The 21,625-nt window shown below is 49.9% G+C and carries 17 protein-coding genes; 10 read left to right on the top strand and 7 right to left on the bottom strand.

What is annotated here, in order from left to right; genetic code table 11:
- Positions 1–243: 243 nt before the first annotated feature.
- Positions 244–2,067 (top strand): DUF885 domain-containing protein, encoded by a 1,824-nt coding sequence (locus MJO52_RS05995; protein WP_252085038.1) that lies wholly within the window; start codon positions 244–246, stop codon positions 2,065–2,067.
- A 20-nt stretch (positions 2,068–2,087) separates the two neighbouring features.
- On the opposite strand, the gene MJO52_RS05990 is transcribed toward MJO52_RS05995, so the two are convergent.
- Entirely contained in the window at positions 2,088–2,774 is a 687-nt protein-coding gene (locus MJO52_RS05990; protein ID WP_252085037.1) for a sterol desaturase family protein, read from the bottom strand.
- A gap of 212 nt (positions 2,775–2,986) precedes the next feature.
- On the opposite strand from MJO52_RS05990, the gene MJO52_RS05985 reads away from it, so the two are divergent.
- A complete protein-coding gene (locus tag MJO52_RS05985; RefSeq protein WP_252085036.1) occupies positions 2,987–3,904 on the top strand; it encodes a LysR substrate-binding domain-containing protein in 918 nt (305 codons plus the stop codon).
- 185 nt (positions 3,905–4,089) lie between these two features.
- Here the strand turns inward: MJO52_RS05985 and MJO52_RS05980 are convergent, their stop codons facing one another.
- Together MJO52_RS05980 and MJO52_RS05975 are read right to left on the bottom strand one after the other, a co-directional pair.
- A complete protein-coding gene (locus MJO52_RS05980; RefSeq protein WP_252085035.1) occupies positions 4,090–5,598 on the bottom strand; it encodes a fumarate hydratase in 1,509 nt (502 codons plus the stop codon).
- A gap of 141 nt (positions 5,599–5,739) precedes the next feature.
- Positions 5,740–6,495: a hypothetical protein gene (locus tag MJO52_RS05975; RefSeq protein ID WP_252085034.1), complete on the bottom strand. Its 756-nt coding sequence runs from the start codon at positions 6,493–6,495 to the stop codon at positions 5,740–5,742.
- A gap of 330 nt (positions 6,496–6,825) precedes the next feature.
- Here MJO52_RS05975 and sodB point away from each other — a divergent pair, with 330 nt between their 5' ends.
- On the top strand, positions 6,826–7,407 hold the full coding sequence (gene sodB / locus MJO52_RS05970; RefSeq protein WP_252085033.1) for a superoxide dismutase [Fe]: 582 nt from the start codon (positions 6,826–6,828) through the stop codon (positions 7,405–7,407).
- A gap of 234 nt (positions 7,408–7,641) precedes the next feature.
- Positions 7,642–9,519 carry a DUF885 domain-containing protein gene (locus MJO52_RS05965; protein ID WP_252085032.1) on the top strand — a complete coding sequence of 626 codons (1,878 nt, stop codon included), beginning with the start codon at positions 7,642–7,644 and terminating at the stop codon, positions 9,517–9,519.
- A gap of 85 nt (positions 9,520–9,604) precedes the next feature.
- Here the strand turns inward: MJO52_RS05965 and MJO52_RS05960 are convergent, their stop codons facing one another.
- The 4 genes from MJO52_RS05960 to MJO52_RS05945 all read right to left on the bottom strand — a co-directional run bounded on the left by MJO52_RS05960 (position 9,605) and on the right by MJO52_RS05945 (position 14,584).
- A complete protein-coding gene (locus MJO52_RS05960; protein ID WP_252085031.1) occupies positions 9,605–11,422 on the bottom strand; it encodes a DUF885 domain-containing protein in 1,818 nt (605 codons plus the stop codon).
- Between the two features lie 135 nt (positions 11,423–11,557).
- Positions 11,558–12,493, bottom strand: coding sequence for a universal stress protein (locus MJO52_RS05955; RefSeq protein ID WP_252085030.1), 936 nt, complete (start codon positions 12,491–12,493; stop codon positions 11,558–11,560).
- 278 nt (positions 12,494–12,771) lie between these two features.
- Positions 12,772–13,485, bottom strand: a complete 714-nt coding sequence (gene hda, locus MJO52_RS05950; protein ID WP_252085029.1) for a DnaA regulatory inactivator Hda — start codon at positions 13,483–13,485, stop codon at positions 12,772–12,774.
- 1 nt (position 13,486) lies between these two features.
- Complete coding sequence (locus tag MJO52_RS05945) at positions 13,487–14,584, bottom strand: DUF2066 domain-containing protein (RefSeq protein WP_252085028.1); 1,098 nt, start codon at positions 14,582–14,584, stop codon at positions 13,487–13,489.
- 276 nt (positions 14,585–14,860) lie between these two features.
- Here MJO52_RS05945 and purM point away from each other — a divergent pair, with 276 nt between their 5' ends.
- The 6 genes from purM to MJO52_RS05915 all read left to right on the top strand — a co-directional run bounded on the left by purM (position 14,861) and on the right by MJO52_RS05915 (position 21,587).
- Positions 14,861–15,922, top strand: a complete 1,062-nt coding sequence (purM, locus tag MJO52_RS05940) for a phosphoribosylformylglycinamidine cyclo-ligase (protein WP_252085027.1) — start codon at positions 14,861–14,863, stop codon at positions 15,920–15,922.
- Positions 15,922–16,575 (top strand): phosphoribosylglycinamide formyltransferase, encoded by a 654-nt coding sequence (gene purN, locus MJO52_RS05935; protein ID WP_252085026.1) that lies wholly within the window; start codon positions 15,922–15,924, stop codon positions 16,573–16,575. The genes purM and purN overlap by 1 nt, the downstream gene beginning before the upstream one ends.
- 78 nt (positions 16,576–16,653) lie before the next feature.
- Positions 16,654–17,373: a DUF3108 domain-containing protein gene (locus MJO52_RS05930; RefSeq protein WP_252085025.1), complete on the top strand. Its 720-nt coding sequence runs from the start codon at positions 16,654–16,656 to the stop codon at positions 17,371–17,373.
- A 247-nt stretch (positions 17,374–17,620) separates the two neighbouring features.
- Positions 17,621–19,030, top strand: coding sequence for an OmpP1/FadL family transporter (locus MJO52_RS05925; protein WP_252085024.1), 1,410 nt, complete (start codon positions 17,621–17,623; stop codon positions 19,028–19,030).
- 461 nt (positions 19,031–19,491) lie between these two features.
- Positions 19,492–20,265, top strand: a complete 774-nt coding sequence (locus MJO52_RS05920; protein WP_252085023.1) for a type IV pili methyl-accepting chemotaxis transducer N-terminal domain-containing protein — start codon at positions 19,492–19,494, stop codon at positions 20,263–20,265.
- A gap of 2 nt (positions 20,266–20,267) precedes the next feature.
- Positions 20,268–21,587 (top strand): DUF1116 domain-containing protein, encoded by a 1,320-nt coding sequence (locus MJO52_RS05915; protein ID WP_252085022.1) that lies wholly within the window; start codon positions 20,268–20,270, stop codon positions 21,585–21,587.
- The last annotated feature ends 38 nt before the right edge of the window (positions 21,588–21,625 follow it).

Raw genomic sequence — 21,625 nt, 5'->3', positions numbered from 1 at the left:
TTTATTATCGGTTATTTCACGTGGGGCTCACTCTAACCGGGGCTCTTCCACGACACAAGCGCGGACGTTAAAAACGCATTATCTACGGTTTTCACTCGCCAATATGGGACAGTGTGCTAAATGCTTGGATATCAATTCACGGTGTAAACAACCATTGTCAGGCTGATCAAGGGTCTCCGGCCGATATGATAATTTTTAAGCAGATACACAAGCGTTTATAAACCCCTTTTGGCAAGGATCGCCATGAAAGCCCCTCTTAAACTGTTGATTTTGACGTCGCTCACTCTTGTTTGTGCCTGTGGCCCCCAAGGTACCGATAGGAAGCGCATAGTGCCCCCTCAAGTTGAAACGATGATTGAAATGCGTGCCGAGATGGAACTGGCCTTTCAGCAGCTGAGCCAACAGTTCGTTAACGGTCTGTGGAAACTGTTTCCTTCCTGGGCAGTCCGCGAAGGCTATTATGAGGCTGCCATACATTTACAAGTGCCTGACAAGGCCTTCCGCGCCTATCTACTGGACTTCGCTCAAACTTATGAACGCAAGTTCGCCGCTCTGGATAGTGAATTACTCAGTATTTCTTCCCTCACCGATATGGCGCTTATTATGAATTTCCTACAGCGCCTGCAGTGGGAATATACCACCTTCAAATCCTACCAGTGGGACCCCTCCATATATAACGTATCCCATCCTTTTGCCCTGATTTTAAATACCGAGTACGCCCCCCTCAAAAACCGACTGCGCACCTTCAATACGCGTATGCGCTTGGTTCCCGATTACTACCAAGCCGCAAAGCAGGCTATCCGTAGGCCCGCCGCGCCACAATTAATGTTGGCTATTCAACAGAACGAAGGTGCCCTGGAAGTTTTTGGGACTAGGGTAGAAAACCTGGTAGAAAGCAGCCAGATGTTTGATGATGAAAAAGAAGTATTCAGGCAACGTCTGCACGCCTCCCGTGAAGCGATAAAAGACTATGTAAACTTTTTAAAAAATTTAAAAACCAGCCTGGAAAAATCTGCAAGGTTTCGTGATTTCCGTATTGGAGAAAAGCTATATGAAGAAAAATTCCGCTTTGATATTCAGATTGATACCAGTGCCAGCGCCCTCTACCTGCGTGCTTTGGAAGAAAAACAACAGGTCCACAGTAAAATGGCGGCGCTCACCGAGCAACTTTGGCCGAAACATTTTCCCGATACCCAGTCACCATCAAATCAAATGGAAAAGGTCCGGCGCCTACTCGAAAAACTATCCCTTAATCATGCCAGTAAAGATACATTCAAAGAGGTTATAGAAAAGCAAATACCACAGCTGGCAAACTTTGTCACACAGCACAATCTACTCGACCTGCACAAAGAAAAGCCACTAATAGTACGCACTACCCCCCCCTATCTTCGTGGCTTTGCTGTTGCCTCTATCAATGCACCTGGTCCCTACGATAAGAATGCCAATACCTATTACAATGTGTTGCCCATAGAGAATTACAGTGATGAGCAAGCGAATAGCCTGCTGCGGGAATATAACCATTACACTTTGCAAATACTGAACATTCACGAAGCCATCCCCGGTCACTATACCCAGTTGGTTTATGCCAACCAGTCTCCGAGTATTATTAAAACCATCTTCGGTAACAGCGCCATGATTGAAGGCTGGGCGGTCTATGCCGAACGTATGATGCTGGAGGCTGGATACGGTGATTTTTCGCCGGAACTCTGGCTGATGTACTACAAGTGGAATTTACGCGTGATTACCAACACCATTTTGGATTACGGTGTACAAGTCAAGGGCATGACAGAAGCCGAAGCAATGAATTTAATGGTTGATGGGGCTTTTCAACAACGGGCTGAGGCGGAGGGGAAGTGGCGTAGAGCAACTCTCAGCCAGGTTCAACTCACCAGCTATTTTGCCGGATTTACAGATATCCTTGCCTTGCGCGAAGAAGTAAAGAATAAGCTCGGAGATAAATTCAACTTAAAGGAATTCCATGAAAGCTTTCTAAGTTTTGGCAGTGCGCCAGTGCCGATTATTCGAGAACTAATGTTGACCCAACTGGAGAAGACGGGTTCTATTTGAACCAAGCACTCTGTAGAGCTCTAACTCTCACTCTTCTGACAAGATCCATTAGATTTCCAGTGAAAAGTGCCCAGCAAAAGATCAAACAGAGGGATAGTCAAATTAAAATTACATTTATTCATCCACTTACGTTGATGATGTATGCGATGCAATTGAGCCAACTCACGCAAAACGGGAACTCGATGGAACCAATGATTTAGAGGCTGGTGGTATCCCAAGTGCAACAATTCATAACCCAAATGATTTCCCACCATAGTCACAATCAAGAGGTAACCAGCATTCATCGAAAAAAGTATGGAGAAAAAGTATCCTAAAATTGGTGCAATCACTAAAGCAAGAGTCGCAGTTAAATAAGTGGGGAAAAGTACTATTCTCCAGTCTCTGGTAGAGTCAATAGAAAATAGGGGTGGAGAGAAAAAACTGTGATGATCCCCAGTATGTCTGCGATAAAACAGCCCTGCAATCCGAATCTTTTTATGTCCAGCCCAACGGTGACTAGCGTATTCCGAAAAATTATATATAACAGTCCCTGCGGGGATCACTAACAGCTCCCAAGTTTTTAACAAATCCAATTGAAACATGCAGAAGATGCAAACCCCGGCACCAATAGCTAGAATACCCATCAGATGAAGCCATCCATGGTAACGGCCTTTCACTCGCGCCCTGTATCCAGCCCTGAAAGGGGCCGCATCGTGATTGATCGACATATTTGCTCCTTTTTATTAGCGTTGGAATTCCGTAAAACTATATAAACAATCAAAACCCGGCAGTTTGATTACTTCCATCTAATAGCGATGTACAGAGTGCCCCTCATCATTTGCACTAGAAAATTTAAGAATTTGATTGACCAGAAATATAATCAGGCGGATGATGGAATTCTAATAAATAATAATTAACAGCATTATTTGTGAGATTGATAATGTCGAATCATCTCAGATCAATGGACTTGAATTTACTGCCTGTATTTGATGCCCTGATGGTCGAACGCAACCTGACTAGGGCTGCAGTAAAGCTACACATGAGCCAACCTGCAGTAAGTGCTGCCTTAAAGCGTTTGAGATCCACCTATAACGATGCACTTTTTATCCGCACCGCAAAAGGCCTACGCCCTACCGAGCGTGCGCTGGCACTACACCCTTCCATTCACACGGCTCTTGGGGCAGTGAGATCAAGCTTCCGGCAGCTCGACTTTGAACATCGCGAGGCAGAACGGGATTTTTCGATTGTTCTACCAGATGTGGTGGAAACCCTTATGATTCCAGGACTCAGCGCCTGGCTACGAGAGTATGCACCAGGGATAAAGCTCACAATATTACCTGACGAATCAGAGATGACTTCCAGAATGGTAAGCAATGGTGAAGTCGACTTAATTATCGATTATTTACCATTAGAATCTCCCAATTACAGCAGCCTGATTATTGCCGAAGAAGAATTGGTGGTGATCGCAGGGGAGCATAATGAGAAGGTAGGAAAATCCATCTCTGAGGCGGATTTTCAATCAATACCACAAATATCATTGCTGAGAGGAAACCCCGTAGGCTCACCGATGGAGAGGCTGGCCAGACCGAATAAATTGCAGCGCAATATTTGCCTGCGTGTCCCTCACCTTTCCTCCTTTCCTCATATAGTCGCCACCACCGATTTAATTGCCGTTGTACCCGCAAGGATGATGAAGTCCTCTCATTACCGAGCACTACCTGTTCGTACAATTGAGCTGCCTATGGATTTCCCCAAGGTCAGCCTGCAGCTGATTTGGCATAAGTCACAAACCAACAACCCCGCCCATCGCTGGTTAAGAGAAACCATTTTGCAGCTTTACCCAGAGCTGGGGATGTAGAGGCTTTTGGAGTGGGCTGTACCAGAATGAATCTAATTGAGGCATCAGGTTAGGCTTTTACTATGCCTGTTTTACCGTGACTAGCTGAGAAGACAACCTAGTCCCGCCAAACTTCACCCCGAAAAGCTTGAAGACAAAAAAGCCGGGAACCTCGCGGACCCGGCTTGTTTAAATTGGGGCAGCCCTTAGGCGATACCCTCCTCAATTTTCGCCTTCCAGATCAATGGTCCCGTGGTATGCACAGACTCACCTTGGCTATCGACTGCTACGGTTACTGGCATCTCCTCCACCTCAAACTCGTAGATGGCTTCCATACCCAGCTCCGGAAAGGCAATTACCTTGGAGGCTTTAATCGCCTGAGCCACCAAGTACGCAGCGCCACCCACAGCCATTAGGTACACCGCTTTATTGTCACGAATCGCTTCAATTGCCATTGGGCCACGCTCTGCCTTACCGATCATCCCTTGCAGGCCGGTCTCTTCGAGCATGGTGCGCGTAAATTTATCCATACGGGTGGCGGTAGTTGGGCCTGCGGGGCCAACTACTTCATCGCGCACAGGATCTACCGGCCCTACGTAATAGATAAAGCGGCCAGTCAGGTCCACTGGCAGCTTCTCCCCTTTCGCTAGGATATCCACCATTTTCTTGTGAGCGGCGTCGCGACCAGTAAGCATCTTGCCATTCAGCAGCAAGGTTTCACCGGGCTGCCAGCTCTGTACATCCTCTGCAGTAACGGTATCCAGGTTGACACGGCGAGTATTGCTGCCAGCTTCTCGAGTAATTTCCGGCCAGTCTTCCAGCTTCGGCGGAGTCTGGCGCGCGGGGCCAGAGCCATCAAGAGTGAAGTGAGTATGACGAGTAGCGGCGCAGTTGGGAATAATTGCTACGGCCTTATTTGCTGCGTGAGTGGGATAATCCTTCACTTTCACGTCCAAGACAGTGGTCAAGCCACCCAGGCCCTGGGCACCAATACCCAGCTTGTTGACGGAATCGTATAGTTCCAGGCGCAACTCTTCGGCACGGTTGGAGGCACCGCGCTCCTGCAACTCCTGGATATCGATAGGATCGAGCAGGGATTCTTTGGCCAGCAACATAGCTTTCTCAGCTGTACCGCCAATGCCAATACCCAGCATGCCCGGCGGACACCAGCCAGCACCCATCTGAGGCACCATCTTCAGAACCCAATCCACTACAGAATCAGAGGGGTTGAGCATGGCAAATTTGGTCTTGGCTTCACTGCCACCACCTTTAGCTGCCACATACACTTCCACAGTTTCACCAGGAACGATTTCATAGTGAATCACTGCCGGAGTGTTATCGCCGGTATTCTTACGGGCGCCATCTGGGTCGGCAAGAATAGAGGCGCGCAACACGTTGCTGGCATTCTGATAAGCGCGGCGCACACCTTCGTTGACCATGTCGGTAACGCTCATGTCCGCTTCCCAACGCACATTCATACCCACTTTCAACTTCACGGTGACAATGCCGGTATCCTGGCAGATAGGGCGGTGGCCCTCGGCACACATCCGTGAATTGATCAGGATCTGGGCCATGGCGTCTTTGGCCGCCGGGTTGACCTCTTTCTCATAAGCCTTGTTCAGGGCCTGAATGAAGTCCTGTGGGTGGTAGTAAGAGATAAATTGCAGCGCATCAGCAACGCTGTCGATCAGATCATCCTGGCGGATAGTGGTCATGCCGAACTCCGATTAACGTCTCAAGGCCGGCGATTCTACACGAAATGTAGGGTTATTGGCCTGTTATTAAAATGGCGATAAATTTTCCACAGGCAATAAAAAAGGCGAACCCAAGGTTCGCCTTTTCTAGCCCCTGAAAAACTACATTGAGGAGGCTGTAGGCTCACTGGACTGCAGAGAGCGAATCGCATCGCGCAGTTGTACCAGATCTTTGTTCACCGAGCGACGGTAGGCATCAATAGACTCCACTGCCTCTTCATTGGCTCCGACACGCATAGTCAGATCACTGCGCACAGAGGCCAGCTGACGCTCCAGGCGTGAAATTTTGTCGCTCATCTCACGCTTGCTCTCAATGCTGCCTTTACGCAGCTCCGCTAGGGAGGACTCCACCGCAGCGATCTTTTTTACACTGGCATCGAGGCTGCCGAGCTTACTGTTAAGAGAAGCCACTTGCTTCTTATTCGCTGCGCTGGCCGCTTTATTGGCAGCAATACTCTTACGGTTGGTATCGTAAGCCACCCCCCAAAGCTTGCGAATCTCAGCGGAGTTCTCCTTGGCCTTGGCGCTCAGTACCTCGACCGAAGCCGTAGATTCCTCATCGGAGAGACTAAAGCGCTTCTCCAGTTCAGAAATGCGGTTCTCGGCATCGGCGATACGGTTCTCCGCATCGACCAACTGGGTACGGCTTTCCTGCCACTGTTGATAGAGGAAACCAGAAGCAGCAAGTCCCCCCATGGCTAAGACCAAGGCACAGAGGCCTAGGAAGGAGAAGCCACCGCGGCGCTCCTCAACGATCACTTGTGGTTCCTGGGCCTGTTCGCTGCGCTCAGGAGAGCAGGGCTCCAGTGCGGGTTCGATGGCGGCGCTGCCGTCCAGTGTGGGCTCTCTACGTTGCATGTATCAATACACCCGGTAACTAATCTGGTGGGTTCGGTACTGGTCAGTTCGGGATTGTCCCGCCCGGCACCGCTAAATTCATTACTTAGAGACAATCAAGCCGGGACAGATTCGTCGAATTATGCGGCAGTTATACCAAAAATTGACGAAAAAGTAATCGGCCACAAGTAAGAATAGACGACAGCAAAACATTGGTGTCATCAAACACCACCCCTTGAGTTCGAGGAAAACGTCCCAAAATCCCCTATTCCACTGCGCCGGCTTAATTCTGGCATACGGCGCGTGTAGAATGCTCTCACCAATAACCCTAAACAAAGGAAGGAAGACACCATGGCTTTCGAATTGCCCGAACTCCCCTACGCGATGAATGCCCTGGCCCCCCATATCTCTGAAGAGACTCTGGAGTACCACTACGGTAAACACCACAAGACTTACGTTGACAAGCTGAACGGTCTGCTGGAAGGCACTGCTGACGCCGATAAATCCCTGGAAGAAGTGATCAAATCCTCTTCCGGTGGTGTATTTAACAATGCCGCACAAGTATGGAACCACACTTTCTACTGGAACTGCCTGAGCCCCAACGGCGGCGGCGAAGCCACTGGCGCTGTTGCAGAAGCTATCACCGCAGCATTCGGCAGCTTTGACAAGTTCAAGGAAGAGTTCACCACCAGCGCGGTAAACAATTTTGGCTCTGGCTGGACCTGGCTGGTGAAAAAAGCCGATGGTTCAGTAGCTATCGTCAACACTTCCAACGCAGCTACTCCGCTGACTGATGAAGGCGTTACCCCACTGCTGACCTGTGACGTATGGGAACACGCTTACTACATCGATTACCGCAACCTGCGTCCTAAGTACATGGAAGCTTTCTGGGCGCTGGTGAACTGGGAATTTGTAAACCAGAATTTCGCCTAATCGCGGAGTCACCTAAAAAGCGGGCAGTGCCCGCTTTTTTTATGGGAGGAAATCACTCCCGACATGGCTCCAGAATACTGCCCCTAGTCAAAGATCCATCTAGTGCGCACAATACCCTCTGGAGTGCGCTGTTCTCGCCACGTTAAGCGCGGCCAGAATTGGCCCAAAAACCTAAAGAATGCCACCCAAGTGGCACAATATAGCAATGATTATCCGAACACTGGGAATATGCTTATGAAGTTGAAACCAACCCTGATCGCAGCTGCCATTAGCGCGCTGGTTATCAGTGGCTGTGACCGCGGCGCCCCCGAAGCTGCACAGCAGAATGCTGCCTCCGTCACCGCGGAAAGCAAGTCCATTCAAGACAGCACTGCCAAGGTGAGCCAAGAGGCCATCAAGCAGGTAAACCAGATGTTCGAGGACTTCTTCCAGGAGCATCTGTCTCGCAGTCCTGAGTTCAAAACCTTCCTGGGCAAAAAAGAAGATTACGATAAGTGGGATAATCTCTCCCCAGAATTCGCCAAAGAAACTCTGGAAATCAACAAGCGCCAGCTCGACGAGCTGAATAAGGTTGACCCCAATACTCTGGATGAAGCCACACGCCTGAGCCTGCGTCTTGCCAAGCGCAATCTTGAGCAAGACATTGAAGGCTACAAATGGCGTAACCACCATTATCCGGTCAACCAAATGTATGCCACCCATACCAGTGCGGCATCCCTGCTGATCAGCCAGCACCGTATCGATAAGGTGAGTGATGCCGAGGCTTACATCGCCCGACTGAACGGCATGCCCCAATACTTTGCCCAACTGGAAGAGAACCTGAAAGCCAACGCCAAGGCCGGTACTATTGTGCCGAAGTTTGTCTTCCCCTATGTGATTAGCGACTCACAAAACCTGATCAGCGGCGCACCTTTTGAAGGTGAGAAAGACAGTCCGCTTTTTGCTGACTTCAAAGGTAAAGTCGAAAAGCTGGAAATCAGCGCCGAACAGAAAAAGGCGCTGATCGATAAAGCCAGCACCGCCCTGCAAGAGAGCGCTGGCCCAGCGTACAAAAAACTGATCAGCTACTTACAGGAACTGGAAAAGAAAGCCACTACCGATGACGGCGCCTGGAAGCTGGCCAACGGTGATGACTTCTACAAGTTCCGCCTGGGTGTATACACCACCACCGATATGACAGCCGATGAGATCCACCAGACTGGCCTCAAGGAAGTTGCGCGGATTCACGATGAAATGCGCGAGATTATGCGCAAAGTGAAGTTTGAGGGTAACCTGCAAGAATTCTTCGAGTTCATGCGTACCGACAAGCAGTTCTACTACCCCACTTCTGAGGAAGGTAAAGCGGAATACCTGGAGAAGGCTACCGCCATTATCGACACTATGAAGGGCCGCCTGGACGAGCTGTTTATCACTAAGCCCAAAGCCGACCTGGATGTACGAGCTGTGGAACCTTTCCGCGAAAAATCCGCAGGTAAAGCTTTCTATCAGCGCCCGGCGCCCGATGGCTCACGCCCAGGTATTTACTACGCCAATCTGTATAACATGGAAGATATGCCCACTTACCAAATGGAAGCACTGGCTTACCACGAGGGCATCCCCGGTCACCATATGCAGCTCTCTATCGCACAAGAGCTTCAGGATATCCCCAAATTCCGTAAGTACGGCGGTTACACCGCCTACACCGAAGGCTGGGGCCTCTATTCAGAGTTAGTACCGAAAGAGCTGGGCTTCTATGAAGACCCCTACTCAGACTTTGGCCGCCTGGCAATGGAGCTGTGGCGTGCAGGTCGCCTGGTAGTAGACACCGGACTTCATGCCAAAAAGTGGACTCGCGAACAGGCTATCGATTATCTGGTTGAAAATACACCAAACCCGAAAGGCGATGTGGTTAAAGCCATCGAGCGTTACATTGTAATGCCCGGTCAGGCGACAGCTTACAAAATCGGTATGCTGAAAATTATTGAGCTGCGAGAGAAAGCCAAAGCCGAGCTGGGTGATAAGTTTGATGTGCGCGGCTTCCACGACACCATTTTGGCTAACGGTGCGGTACCACTAAATGTTCTCGAAGAACTGGTAGACGGTTGGGTTGCAAGCGTTAAAGCTAAGAGCTAACTTCACCGGGTAAATAGCACACAATAAAAAAGGCCACTCTCAGAGTGGCCTTTTTTGCAACTATCTAAAGGAATTAAAAAATACTTTATCCTTTTTTAATTGCAATCCAGTCATCCACTTGGCGCTCCAAGATTGCCAATGGCAAGGCCCCATTGGTCAGCACCACATTGTGGAACTGGCGAATATCAAACGCCTCGCCCAGCTCCGCCTGGGCCCGATCACGCAACTGCAGAATTTTTAACATTCCAGCCTTGTAGGCCAGTGCCTGCCCAGGCATTACCAGGTAACGCTCGATTTCTGTGGTCACTTCGGTTTCGGTCATGCCAGTTTTTTCCACCATATATTCGATGGCTTCTTCGCGACTCCAGCGCTTGTAGTGCATACCAGTATCCACCACCAAACGCACCGCACGGAACATCTCGGCCTGCAAACGGCCAAGATCATCGTAGGGGTTTTCCTGAAAGCCCGCTTCCTTGGCAACCTGCTCAGAATAAAGTGCCCACCCCTCAGCGTAAGCCGTAAACAAACCCAATTTGCGGAAAGTGGGCACACCTTCTAGCTCCTGAGCAATCGCCAACTGGAAGTGGTGGCCGGGAACCGCTTCGTGATAGGCCAGCGTGCGCATACCAAATTTCTTGGTTTCATGAACATCACGCAGGTTTGCATAGAAAACCCCCGGACGGGAGCCATCCATAGCCGGAGGGTTGTAGTAAGCCCCCGGTGCGCCCTGCTCTTTAAATTCTGGTACCCGTCGTACTTCAACCCCCATCGCCGGCTTCACATCGAAATAATCTCCTAGCCCAGCATTAATCTCATCGATCATCGCTTGGTAGTCGGCAACTATGCGCTCGCGCCCTTCATCCGAATCTTCGTATAAAAACTGGGGATCGTTGTTAATCACAGAAAAGCGGGCGCTGATACTGCCGCTATCTTGCCCAACTGAAGAGAAAATACGATTCATCTCCCCCTCTATTCTTGCCACCTCTTCAATACCAACTTGGTGCAACTCCTCAGGGGACAAATTCGTTGTGGTGTGGCTACGAACCTGGTACGCGTAAAACGCCTCCCCATCAGGAAGCGCCCAAACACCATTATTTTCGAAAACCTTGGGCTGTAACTCACGATAGTAAGCAATCAGATTCTTATATGCAGGATATACTTCTGCATCAATCAAGGCCTCTCCCTGAGCGAGGATACGCACCCGCTCCCCATCTGCCAGACCTTCAACTTTATTTAGGCGTTCTTCAAGGGAGGTATAAAGAATATTCTCATGGGCCGGTACCGCTATAAACTCTTGCATCTCTTCCAGCACGCTGTCGATAACAAAGCGGGGAGGCAGGATGTTTTTTTGCTCACGGATTTTTAGGCCATCAAGCACCTGTGAAAATTTGCGGTCAACCTCACTCAGGCGGGAAAGGTAATAATCCGCTTCTTTGACATTATGAATCTGGTGCACTTCCGCAAGAAACTCCGGCAGGCTGTTTTGCACTCCAAACATTTGGTTAAGCGGATAATTGTGGTGTTTCCAGCGCTCCCCCTCCACCATATTGCCAAGAAAGTAGGCAAATACATCGTAAGAAATCGCTTGCTGACCATCCATACCTGCACGATCGTACTCCTGCAGAACGGCAAGCTCATCCTTAATCATCTGCATCTGGCGCTGCTGTTCAGCCTCAGAAGCGTCATCAAGATGGGCATTGTGTCCATCGATTCCAAACTGCTCGAGCAATCGCAACTGGGAGAGAATTTCTGGACTGGTACTGCCGAGCTTGAAAAAGGCCCGCTCAAAGTACACATCTATTGACCAGGGTTTAAAATAGATCGCGTTGACCGCAACAACAGAAACCGCCGCAACCCCCAATAACAAAATACCGCCAAGCCATTTGGCCAACGTTTTAATCATTTTTTATTCTCCTAATATAGATATTGCGGTTCTAACTCCTCTCCGCCCCATGACGGCCCTACCCTGAGTGAGCCATGGCCAGCTAGGTCATAGAAAAAACTATACTGCCGACACACCGCATGCCCATATTAAGTGCTATATCTTGATGGGAGAAACAAAATCACTGGGCTTTAACGCAAGAAGAGAGCAACTCACCTTTTGCAGAATATTCTCGGCAGTGTTTCCCATAATAAAACCGGGTATACCCGCACGACCCACAGTACCCATGATGAGGAGATCCAGCCCCTCCTCATCGATCAGCAGGGGAATATAGCTATCTGGGTGAGCAATGACATGGTGAACTTGAATATCCCCGCCGATACCCGCAGCCCGAATAAGTACATCCAATTTTGAGCGGTGTTGAGCTCGAGCCGCTTCTGTAGCCTGGTCCAGCTCCTCTTCAGAGGCGCTGATAGGGAAGTGACGACGCAAGAACTCATCAACGTCATAATCCCAGCAGGAAACAACGTGTAAAATACCGTTACAACTATCCGCCAACACCCGCGCCCAACGTAGTAAGCGGATCGCCAGATCGTAAGTACTCCCCTCATCACACTCGGGATCAATCGCCACGGCCACCCTTATCTCAGTGTGCGCACGCTCTATGGGACGACACAGCCACACTGGGCAGGGGCACTTGCGTAATAACTCCATATCAATGGCTTTGAAGCCCTTGAGCTGGCTCAGCCCCTCCACATTTTTAATTACCAGATCGTAACCTTCGCTAAGTACGCGGCGAATAACTCTCTCTGCAGGGCGTGGACCGCAGTCAGATTCGATCTCTATATTCACCTGCTCTTTCGACAGCTTCATACGCTCTCGAGCTGCGGCAATTCCTTCATTTACACGTTCCAGCATTGCCTTAACACAGAAGCTACTAAAGTCCTCAAACCCCGCCGGTACTGCTGGGCAAACCAGCAGCACCTTAATTTCCGCATGATTATTGCGGGCTATGGCAAAAGCCTGTAACAACCCACTGGACTCATCTTCAGCAGCATGGCTCACATAGAGGACTTTATGAATATTCGGCATAACAATTTCCTCAAACTGTGGGCATTGGAGGTAAAAGCAGATGGAGACCACCATGCAGCCCCTGCGGCCACCACCATTTAATATGGTCGATGAAAGCCAATTCACAGAAGAAGAATAGAAGTGCAGCTCTAGTCACCACCAGATTGAATACAAACCTGGGAACAAAAGAGGAAGCAAAAAGGGGGGGACTATAGAAGGGGCGGCGGCAGATGACCCAGAACTCTTTGACAGTCTCCTAGGTCAACTACTGAGTTAGGCTTAGGGGCAAATTGGATACCCTAGATATCCAGCACCTGCTTTACAAAGGGGATGGTAATTTTACGCTGTGCCATCAGGGAGGCCCTATCTAACTGCTCTAACAGCAGGAACAGTGCGCGAGTATCCCTAGGCGCTCGGTGCAAAATGTATTGCGCCACATCTTCAGGCAGATCGAAGCCGCGCAGGCGGCTACGCCTGCGCAAGGCAGCCACTTTGTCGCGATCATTCATTGGCTGTAACTGGAATACCAGCGACCACTGCAGGCGCGACAACAAATCAGCCAAGGAGATATCCATCCCCCGCGGAGATTTTCGCGCCCCTAATAATAACTGCCTACCGCTGTCTCTGACCCGGTTGTATAAATGGAACATCGCCGTCTGCCACTCGGGCTGCCCCTCTAACAAGTGCAGGTCATCAATACACACCAGATCCAACTGCTCGAGGCCGTCGAGCAGTACAACCGGGTCCATGGCCATCAATTCAGCCATAGGAATATATTGGAAACTACGACCATTGGCCTCGGCACTCTGACAAGCAGATTGCAGCAAGTGGCTAACACCACTTCCTGCATCCCCCCAGATGTAAATCACCGCTTCGGGATTTTGCCCACTGGCAAATGACTGCAGCAGAGCTACAACTTGGCGGTTGGGGTCCGACTCCGACAGATAAAAGTTATCGAAGGTAGCATCGTCTCGCAGGGATACTCCCAGCGGCAACTGTTGCGGAATACTCATCTCAATCCCAACGATAGCGCAACGGATTATCAGCGCTGCCCAAAGGTGCACGGTGCCCATTCAACTCAATGGCATCCTCGTCCCCATGTGCTCGCAACTTATGATTTAACGCCAGGGTATCGCGCAAATTGCGTAGGCCTACGGTGGCACTCAATGCCAAGCGCATCCGATCTCCCTCCACAGAAAGGAGATTTGCACTGCTCACCTGCGCCAGTCCCTGTAAATAGGCCGAGGCCTCTGCGTAATCGGCAAAGCTATCCACGCCAGATAACTCCACAAAAATTGAGCCCTGTTGGGCATCCTCAATACCGGGGCGCACGGCATAGCGTTGGGCAAGCAAGTTAGCCATCTGATTAACACCGCGCAGTGCAACCTCTTCCAAAGAGCCACCATTGCTATCAAAGGCATAACTGCGACCACCGTGCAGTAATAACCAATCAGCCTGCCAGCGGCGTCCCGACGCCTGAAGCAAGCGCCCCATCAAAGTGGCATCCGGCCTGTAGCGTAAACCAGCGCGCTCTGCGGCCTGTTCACTCTGAGCCCAAAGGTCACCAAGAGGCATATTGTGCTGATCATTGAGGTCCATCACCGGGAAATCCAATGGCACACCGCGCTCCACAGCCATAGCGTCCAATACCGAAAAGAGCTCCGGGGCATCTTCTTCCCTGAGGATACTGCGCCCTTCCTTTAGGGTATCCACAGCCAGCCACACCAGAGTGCCGGGGCGATTATTGGGCCACATCGGCAAACCCAACTGATGGACTTGCCTGGAAATAGCTTGGGGATCAAAAGAGAGATGAAGGTAGAGCTGGTTATCTTCGCTGGTGTAGCGGTAACCTTCTAGGAAATGCTGGGCTTTCTGCAGGATAGGCTGCAAATTTGGATTACTGCCAATTGCTGCGTCTCCGGTGACACGCATAAATATCCGCTCCAGCCCCCGGCTGCCAGCACTCGCGCGGTCAGTAGCCCCACGGCTCGGTACAGCCTCGACCACTTCATACAGGTCCGAGATAACTCGAGCCTGGACTGGCAGAATTAGGGCACCGAACAACAGGACCAAAAACTGCAACACCAATCCCTGCCGGAGCAGCTTGTGCATAGGATTCTTCTCCAAACCTCATTCCAACCCGTGAGCTTGCACGAAATCGTTGTTATTGCGCAAGACGCCAAAATCCACGGCTGGGATAAAAATTGGGGCTATTGTATCAGCGTCGGCGACTTCTCTCAGCCCCGAGTTCTCACTATTAGAGGGTTTCTAGCCGTTTAACTGAAGATAAATACCAGATTCCTTCATTGAGATGCCCACTGGGCGTGGCTACCGGACCAAGACCCGGCTAGAATACGCGCCCTTCGAAGACCCACTGCAGGAAGAATCATGAGCGATTCCAAGCCGCAATCCGCTGAAACATCCCTCTCTTATAAAGACGCCGGTGTCGATATCGACGCAGGTAACGCCCTGGTAGAGCGTATCAAGCATGTCGCCAAGCGCACTTCCCGCCCGGAAGTCATGGGAGGCCTGGGCGGTTTTGGCGCTCTCTGCCAACTCCCCAGCGGCTATAAAGAGCCAGTCTTGGTTTCCGGCACCGATGGCGTGGGTACCAAATTGCGCCTGGCTATGGACCTGGGCATCCACGACACCATTGGTATCGACTTGGTTGCTATGTGTGTCAATGACTTGGTAGTAGCAGGTGCCGAACCACTTTTCTTCCTCGACTACTATGCCACTGGCAAGCTGAATGTGGATATCGCCGCTGAGGTTGTCTCCGGTATTGGTAAAGGCTGTGAGTTGGCAGGCTGTGCCCTGGTCGGTGGCGAAACCGCCGAAATGCCCGGCATGTATGAAGGCGACGACTACGATCTGGCCGGTTTCTGCACCGGGGTCGTGGAGAAATCCGAGATTATTGATGGCAAAAAAGTAAAGAGTGGTGATGTGCTCATTGGACTCGCTTCCAGCGGCCCCCACTCCAATGGCTACTCTTTAATCCGAAAGGTGCTCGAAGTCAGTGGCGCCGATTTACAACAGGAATGCGGTAGCGAAACGCTAGCCAAGGCATTGATGGCCCCCACCCGCATCTATGTTAAGAATCTGCTGCAATTGATGAAGAGCGTCCAGATAAATGCCCTCAGCCATATCACCGGCGGCGGCCTGCTGGAAAACCTGCCCCGCGTACTCCCGGAAGGCTGTCTTGCTCGTGTAGACGTCACTAGCTGGGAGATGCCCGAAGTGTTCCGCTGGCTCCAACAGGCAGGCAACATCGACGCCCGCGAAATGTACCGCACCTTCAACTGTGGTGTCGGTATGGTAATTTGCGTACCTGCGGAACAAGCCGACCAAGCACTGCAAACCCTGAAGCAAGCAGGTGAAGACGCCTTCGTCGTGGGCAAAATCGAAGATGCTGTGGCAGGCGCAGATACCGTAGAGCTGGCGGGCCTGTAATGTCACAGGGAGTATGCAAAGTTGCCGTGCTGATTTCCGGTAGCGGCAGCAACTTGCAGGCGCTCCTGGATGCCTCGGCAAATGCCGGGGCAGACTTTTCCGTCTGCGCAGTAATCAGCAATAAGCCCGAGGCCTTCGGCCTCAAGCGCGCCACCGAGGCCGGAGTCCCCACATCAGTGGTCGACCATCGCAACTTCTCCGGCAGAGAAAACTTCGACCAGGCGCTAATCGCAGAAATCGACAGCCATCAGCCGGATTTGGTTGTCCTGGCCGGGTTTATGCGTATCCTCACTCCCGAGTTTGTTCGTCACTACAGCGGTCGCCTCCTCAATATTCACCCCTCTCTACTGCCAAAATATCAAGGGCTGCATACCCATCAGCGAGCCCTGGAAGCCGGTGATAGTGAGCACGGTGTTACCGTTCATTTTGTCACCGAAGAGCTTGATGGCGGACCACCCATCGTTCAAGCCGCCGTACCTATAAAGGAAGGAGACACTCCCGAATCTTTGGCAAAGCGGGTTCAGGTACAGGAACACGTCATTTACCCCATGGCTGTTACCTGGTTTGCCCAGGGGCGCCTAAAAATGCTTACAGACCGCTCGCAACTGGACGGAGAGCTTCTACCTCTTAGTGGCGCCAGAATCGATAGTTAACCAAAGCCAAGCTGGCGGGATCAGCATTGCAATGTACTTTGCGGGTCGCGCCAGCTAGTATTCAAAGAGGTTCAGATTTTGCGAGGCTCTGTCGTGCGCATTTTTATCTCCTCTCTGTTTTTTCTCTTTCTCTCCACTCAATCTCTCGCCAGCCAATTGGAACCCTTTAAGGCGACTTATACCGCAAGGTACAACGGCATTAGTGTTACAGCCACTCGTGAGCTTACTGGGCAAGAAGGGAGTTGGCGGCTGGACTTTAATACCTTTGCGCTTTTTGCCAGTATTAAAGAATATTCCCGCTTTATCAGCCAGGACGGCAATATTACCCCCTACCACTATGAGTATCGCCGCAAAGGACTCGGCCGCGATCGCGGTACAATTCTCAGCTTCGAACCCGACAAAGGCATGGTGTTCAACGTCTCCAACCCAGAACGGGATATGGAAAACGTATCGCCAAACATCCTGGATAAGTTGAGCTATCAAATGCAGCTAACACTGGATGTCGCCGCAGGCAAAGAAAATCTCCAGTATGAGGTCGCCGACGGTAAGAAGATTCGCAAGTACACTTTCGCCAAAGAGGGCTCCGAAGTAATAAAAACACCAATGGGGAAAGTAGAAGCAATAAAGGTACGCCGAGTTAGAGATGCGGACTCAGAAAGAGAGACGACCGTCTGGATTGCGCCTCAATGGAACTACGCCTTGGTGAAGCTGGTGCAGCGCGAAGAGAATGGCAAAAAGTACCAAATAACCTTGAAAAAGCTATCTATCAATGGCAAAAGTGTCGGTGCAGGCCAATAAATTACCATTTTCTTACAGAGGCAAAAAAAAAATTCACATTCGATGGATTTTTGCCTCCTTTCTCTTTATAAAGTGACTCCTTTCCCTTGCACAGGCAATTCCTTGTTGCCTTACCTGTTTAAAAGCGAGGGATTTGCTACGAAAATGGAAGGTATCTATATAAATCTAATTGCCTTCCCTCCATATCTCAGCATTTCCAATGCTACTTATGGTTTTCAGTAATCAGCAGACTTAGAGATGGGCTCTCATGAATAAGAAATACCTGCGACATGCAGTTTTAGCCGCAGCAATCGGCTCCGTTTCCCAAGGCGCTATGGCCGCGGGCTTCTACCTTCAGGAAACCAGCGCATCCGGCCTTGGCCGTGCCTTCGCTGCCGAAAACACTATCGGTGATAATGCCTCCATCCTAGCCCGCAACCCGGCTGGTTCTGCACTATTTGATACTTATACTTTGACTGGCGGCCTCACCTACGTTGATCCAGGCATCGATGTAACCGGTGATGTTACTTATTACCTTCCTGTCGATGTTGGCCCCGACGGCATCATTTATGCTGAATCCAGTACTGTAGCCGATGCCAGCGACTACGCGACCAGTGCCTTTATCCCTAACGGGTACCTAGCAGCCCCGATCAATGACGACTGGTCCTGGGGCCTGGCCATGTACACTGACTTCGGCCTGGAAACTGATTTTCCCGACAGCTTTCCCGGCACCACAATCTCCAACAAAACGAATCTGCTGACTTTAAATATTCAGCCGTCCATTGCCTACGATATCAACGATACCTTCAGTATCGGTGCAGCTATCAACTTCCTTTACGCTGAAGCCGAGCTAAAAACAACTTTCCCTACAGACTTCCCTATCGGCGCCATTATTGAGCAAAGAACAGGCGTTAACCCTGAAGGGGCCACCATTCTAGATGTTAAAGGTGATGGCTGGGATGTAAGCTGGACCGTTGGTGCCTTATGGAACATTGATGACAATACTCGCGCAGGTATTTCCTACCACGCAAAGTACGACCCCAAGCTAAAGGGTGACGTTAATTCTGATGTCGTACCTGCAGAAGCTCCATTTGATGATGCCAGTGGCAACCTGACCCTGAACCTGCCCGACACCCTGGAGCTGGGCCTTTACCACCGCTTCGAGAACAACTGGGCAATTGCTGTTGGGTATATGTACACCAACTGGAGCCGTTTCGAGCGCCTAGAAGCCTTTATCCCTTCAGGTGGTGAAGAGTTCAATCCTCTCCTGATTAAAGAAGAGAACTTTGTAAGCGGCTCCCGCTACAGCCTTGCCGCGGAGTACTACTTCAATGACAGAGTGACTGTACGCTTTGGCTACGCCCATGACGAGGGCGCAGCCCGTGACGGCTTCAACCGCCACGAAGAAGAAGTAATCAAAGAAGAAACTGGCCTGGACCTACCGGTCACATGGCGCACCCTGTCCATTCCCGATACCGACCGCCAATGGCTAACTATAGGCGGCACCTATAAGCACAATGACCGCCTGAGTATTGATGCCGGCCTCGCCTACCTTTGGGGTGATGATGAGCTTATTCAGGAAGTCAGTAACTTGGATGGATTTGTAACCTACTACGATGGTGGCACCACCAAGACCGAGGCCTGGCTATTCAGTGCAGGTATAAACTACAGCTTCTAAGTAATTTCGCCCTCTCGGCAAATAAAAGGCTCTACCCCGGTAGGGCCTTTTTTAATTCTCCTATCGACCTCTCATCCTAGCGCCTCCAAACCCATCAACACCTCTCCCCATCAGCATCAATACCACTTAATAGCAATATTAAGAATTAGTGGTTAGATATCTATCGAAAGTAATTTGTTATATAGCCACCTCAACTATTAAGAAAAGCAACACAACATCGAAAATCGACTCATTATTGAAAATATACAAATTAATAACGCTCACTTAAAAGAAAACAAAGTGACCTTATCGCGAACACTAGTTTTCTAAATAATTTTTGTTACATGCCACAGTGAGCGACAACAGTGCCCCTAAAACAGAAAGGTAACCCTCTCACTAATAAGTCTGAAATGGGGCAGCTGAAAAACTAGCAGGCAGGCCCAAAACCTCAAACTTAAAAAATCAAACCAAAAGAGCAAAACATGAAGTTAACCGCAGTATTTCTCCTACTTATAGCAAGCCTTGATGTTGCAGCATTAACCATAGGAGAGGCGATAAATATAGCAGGGCGTCAACGAATGCTATCTCAGAGAATCACGCAAGCATTTATCCTAAGCGGCATACAACCCGAAGCACAACGCCACCAGAAAGTATTGAAACGGTCAGTGCAGGAATTCGAGCGTAACAATCAGAAACTCAATACGTTCCCGGCCGCAGAAAAAATCAAAGATCAGCTAAAAAAAGTACAGAGCGAATGGCAACCCTTTAAGCAACTCAGTCTGCAACCGGCAACCAGGGAAGGAGCAACCGACTTATTCCTGCGCAGCAATAAACTATTAACAGAAACACACAGCTACGTGGTTAAATTACAGCAGCTCGCCGATCACAACTCTGCCGAACTAATCAATATTGCCGGTCGGCAGCGAATGCTTTCTCAAAGAATTTGCAAGAATTATGCTGCTAAACTTTGGAAAATCTCACCAGCTGAAGCGGATCAAGGGCTACAACAAGACCTTACAGAGTACTCCAGTCGCCTAACCCGCCTTTTGGAGAGCACACTCAACACCCCTGAAATCAGCAGTAACCTTCTCAAAGCCAAAGATCATCTCAACTATGCCAGCCGAGGCTTTGAAGGGGAAATGAAACTATCTGAACAGCGTCAGATTCAAGTAATTACCGGTACTACAGACTTGATGCTGCGCGATATGGATGTCGTTACCAAGCAATATGCCAGCTTGCTGGACTCAAGAGAATAGCCATGAAAACAGATGTTGAATTTAGGCCCAGTATGGAGGAGCTTCTGGAAAAGCTGGCAACGCCAAAATTCCGAGGCCTAAATCAACAAGCTAATGACGAAACTATAAAACGTATGAAGCAGTCCGTGCCGATATTAATCGGGATTGGCAAAGCTGGGGATCATATACCCGGCATGCGCAAAAATCTGATTTTACACGCCGGCCCACCAATCACATGGAACCAGGCCTCTGGCCCTTTAAAGGGGGCAATTATTGCCGGCCTCCTATTTGAAGGGCTCGCAAAAAACAAAGAAGCCGCCATAGAGATGATGAAAAAAGGGGAGGTGGATTTAGAGCCCTGCCATGATCACAATGCCGTAGGACCAATGGCCGGCATTATTACCTCTTCAATGTCAGTGTATATTGTTGAGGACCAACTCTCTGGCTATAGAACTTACTCCAACCTCAGTGATGACAGAGGTGATTTTCGTGGAAGCTCCATTCGCTTTGGCGTTTACGAAAAAAGCGCTATCGATTACCTCCACTGGGTTGAGACCAATGTGGCCCCAGTTCTCAATCAAGCCATTGCCGATGTCGATGGGATTGACTTCCTGCCAATCATCGGCAGAAGCCTACTTATGGGCGATGACTGCCATGTAATGACCAATGCTGCCACTTTAATATTTTCCAGAATTCTCCTCCCTGGTGTTATCAAGGCCAGCCCTAAAAAAGAGTGGATAGAGAAAATTGCCTCACAGATTTACCAAGATGAATCATTTTCCCTGAATGCCATCATGGCCACCTGTAAAGCAATTGCAGATGCGGGTAATGGCATACCACACAGCAGTATTATCACAACCATGGCGCGTAATGGTACCGAGTTCGGCATCAAGATATCAGGACTCGGTGAAAAATGGTTTACCGGCTTAGCCGGTGTTGGACGCGGTTTTTTGATGCCCGGAATTACGCCTGCGGATGTCAACCGCGATATGGGTGACAGCGCAATAACCGAAACCGTAGGGCTTGGTGGTACTGTGAAATCACTATCCGGTTCAAACCTGGATACGATCGACAACACTCTCAAGATGTATAGCATTGCACACTCAGAGAGTGATTCATTCTTAACTCCAGGTATTGATGATCGGGGGCCACCGCTTGGATTCGACCTATTAAAGATCGTCAAGACTAATACAACACCAACAATCAACTCCGGCCTGGCACACAAAAATATGAATCGCTATATGGCCGGTACTGGATCACTTCACCCTCCAATGGAGGCTTTTATTAAAGCCGCTGTAGAGTTTTCTGAAGTTGAAGTCCCCTTAACTCAAATGCAGTCCTGACATTTTTTAAACAAAAAAAGGGGAGTAACACTCCCCTT

The sequence above is a fragment of the Microbulbifer variabilis genome, assembly GCF_023716485.1.
Lineage (GTDB): Bacteria > Pseudomonadota > Gammaproteobacteria > Pseudomonadales > Cellvibrionaceae > Microbulbifer > Microbulbifer variabilis_B.
This window is presented reverse-complemented; position numbering and strand designations above follow the sequence as displayed.

Bases quoted from the DNA above. Each gene is read 5' to 3' on its own strand.
- MJO52_RS05995 (WP_252085038.1), top strand. From the start codon at position 244: ATGAAAGCCCCTCTTAAACTGTTGATTTTGACGTCGCTCACTCTTGTT.
- MJO52_RS05990 (WP_252085037.1), bottom strand. From the start codon at position 2,774: ATGTCGATCAATCACGATGCGGCCCCTTTCAGGGCTGGATACAGGGCG.
- MJO52_RS05985 (WP_252085036.1), top strand. From the start codon at position 2,987: ATGTCGAATCATCTCAGATCAATGGACTTGAATTTACTGCCTGTATTT.
- MJO52_RS05980 (WP_252085035.1), bottom strand. From the start codon at position 5,598: ATGACCACTATCCGCCAGGATGATCTGATCGACAGCGTTGCTGATGCG.
- MJO52_RS05975 (WP_252085034.1), bottom strand. From the start codon at position 6,495: ATGCAACGTAGAGAGCCCACACTGGACGGCAGCGCCGCCATCGAACCC.
- sodB (WP_252085033.1), top strand. From the start codon at position 6,826: ATGGCTTTCGAATTGCCCGAACTCCCCTACGCGATGAATGCCCTGGCC.
- MJO52_RS05965 (WP_252085032.1), top strand. From the start codon at position 7,642: ATGAAGTTGAAACCAACCCTGATCGCAGCTGCCATTAGCGCGCTGGTT.
- MJO52_RS05960 (WP_252085031.1), bottom strand. From the start codon at position 11,422: ATGATTAAAACGTTGGCCAAATGGCTTGGCGGTATTTTGTTATTGGGG.
- MJO52_RS05955 (WP_252085030.1), bottom strand. From the start codon at position 12,493: ATGCCGAATATTCATAAAGTCCTCTATGTGAGCCATGCTGCTGAAGAT.
- hda (WP_252085029.1), bottom strand. From the start codon at position 13,485: ATGAGTATTCCGCAACAGTTGCCGCTGGGAGTATCCCTGCGAGACGAT.
- MJO52_RS05945 (WP_252085028.1), bottom strand. From the start codon at position 14,584: ATGCACAAGCTGCTCCGGCAGGGATTGGTGTTGCAGTTTTTGGTCCTG.
- purM (WP_252085027.1), top strand. From the start codon at position 14,861: ATGAGCGATTCCAAGCCGCAATCCGCTGAAACATCCCTCTCTTATAAA.
- purN (WP_252085026.1), top strand. From the start codon at position 15,922: ATGTCACAGGGAGTATGCAAAGTTGCCGTGCTGATTTCCGGTAGCGGC.
- MJO52_RS05925 (WP_252085024.1), top strand. From the start codon at position 17,621: ATGAATAAGAAATACCTGCGACATGCAGTTTTAGCCGCAGCAATCGGC.
- MJO52_RS05920 (WP_252085023.1), top strand. From the start codon at position 19,492: ATGAAGTTAACCGCAGTATTTCTCCTACTTATAGCAAGCCTTGATGTT.
- MJO52_RS05915 (WP_252085022.1), top strand. From the start codon at position 20,268: ATGAAAACAGATGTTGAATTTAGGCCCAGTATGGAGGAGCTTCTGGAA.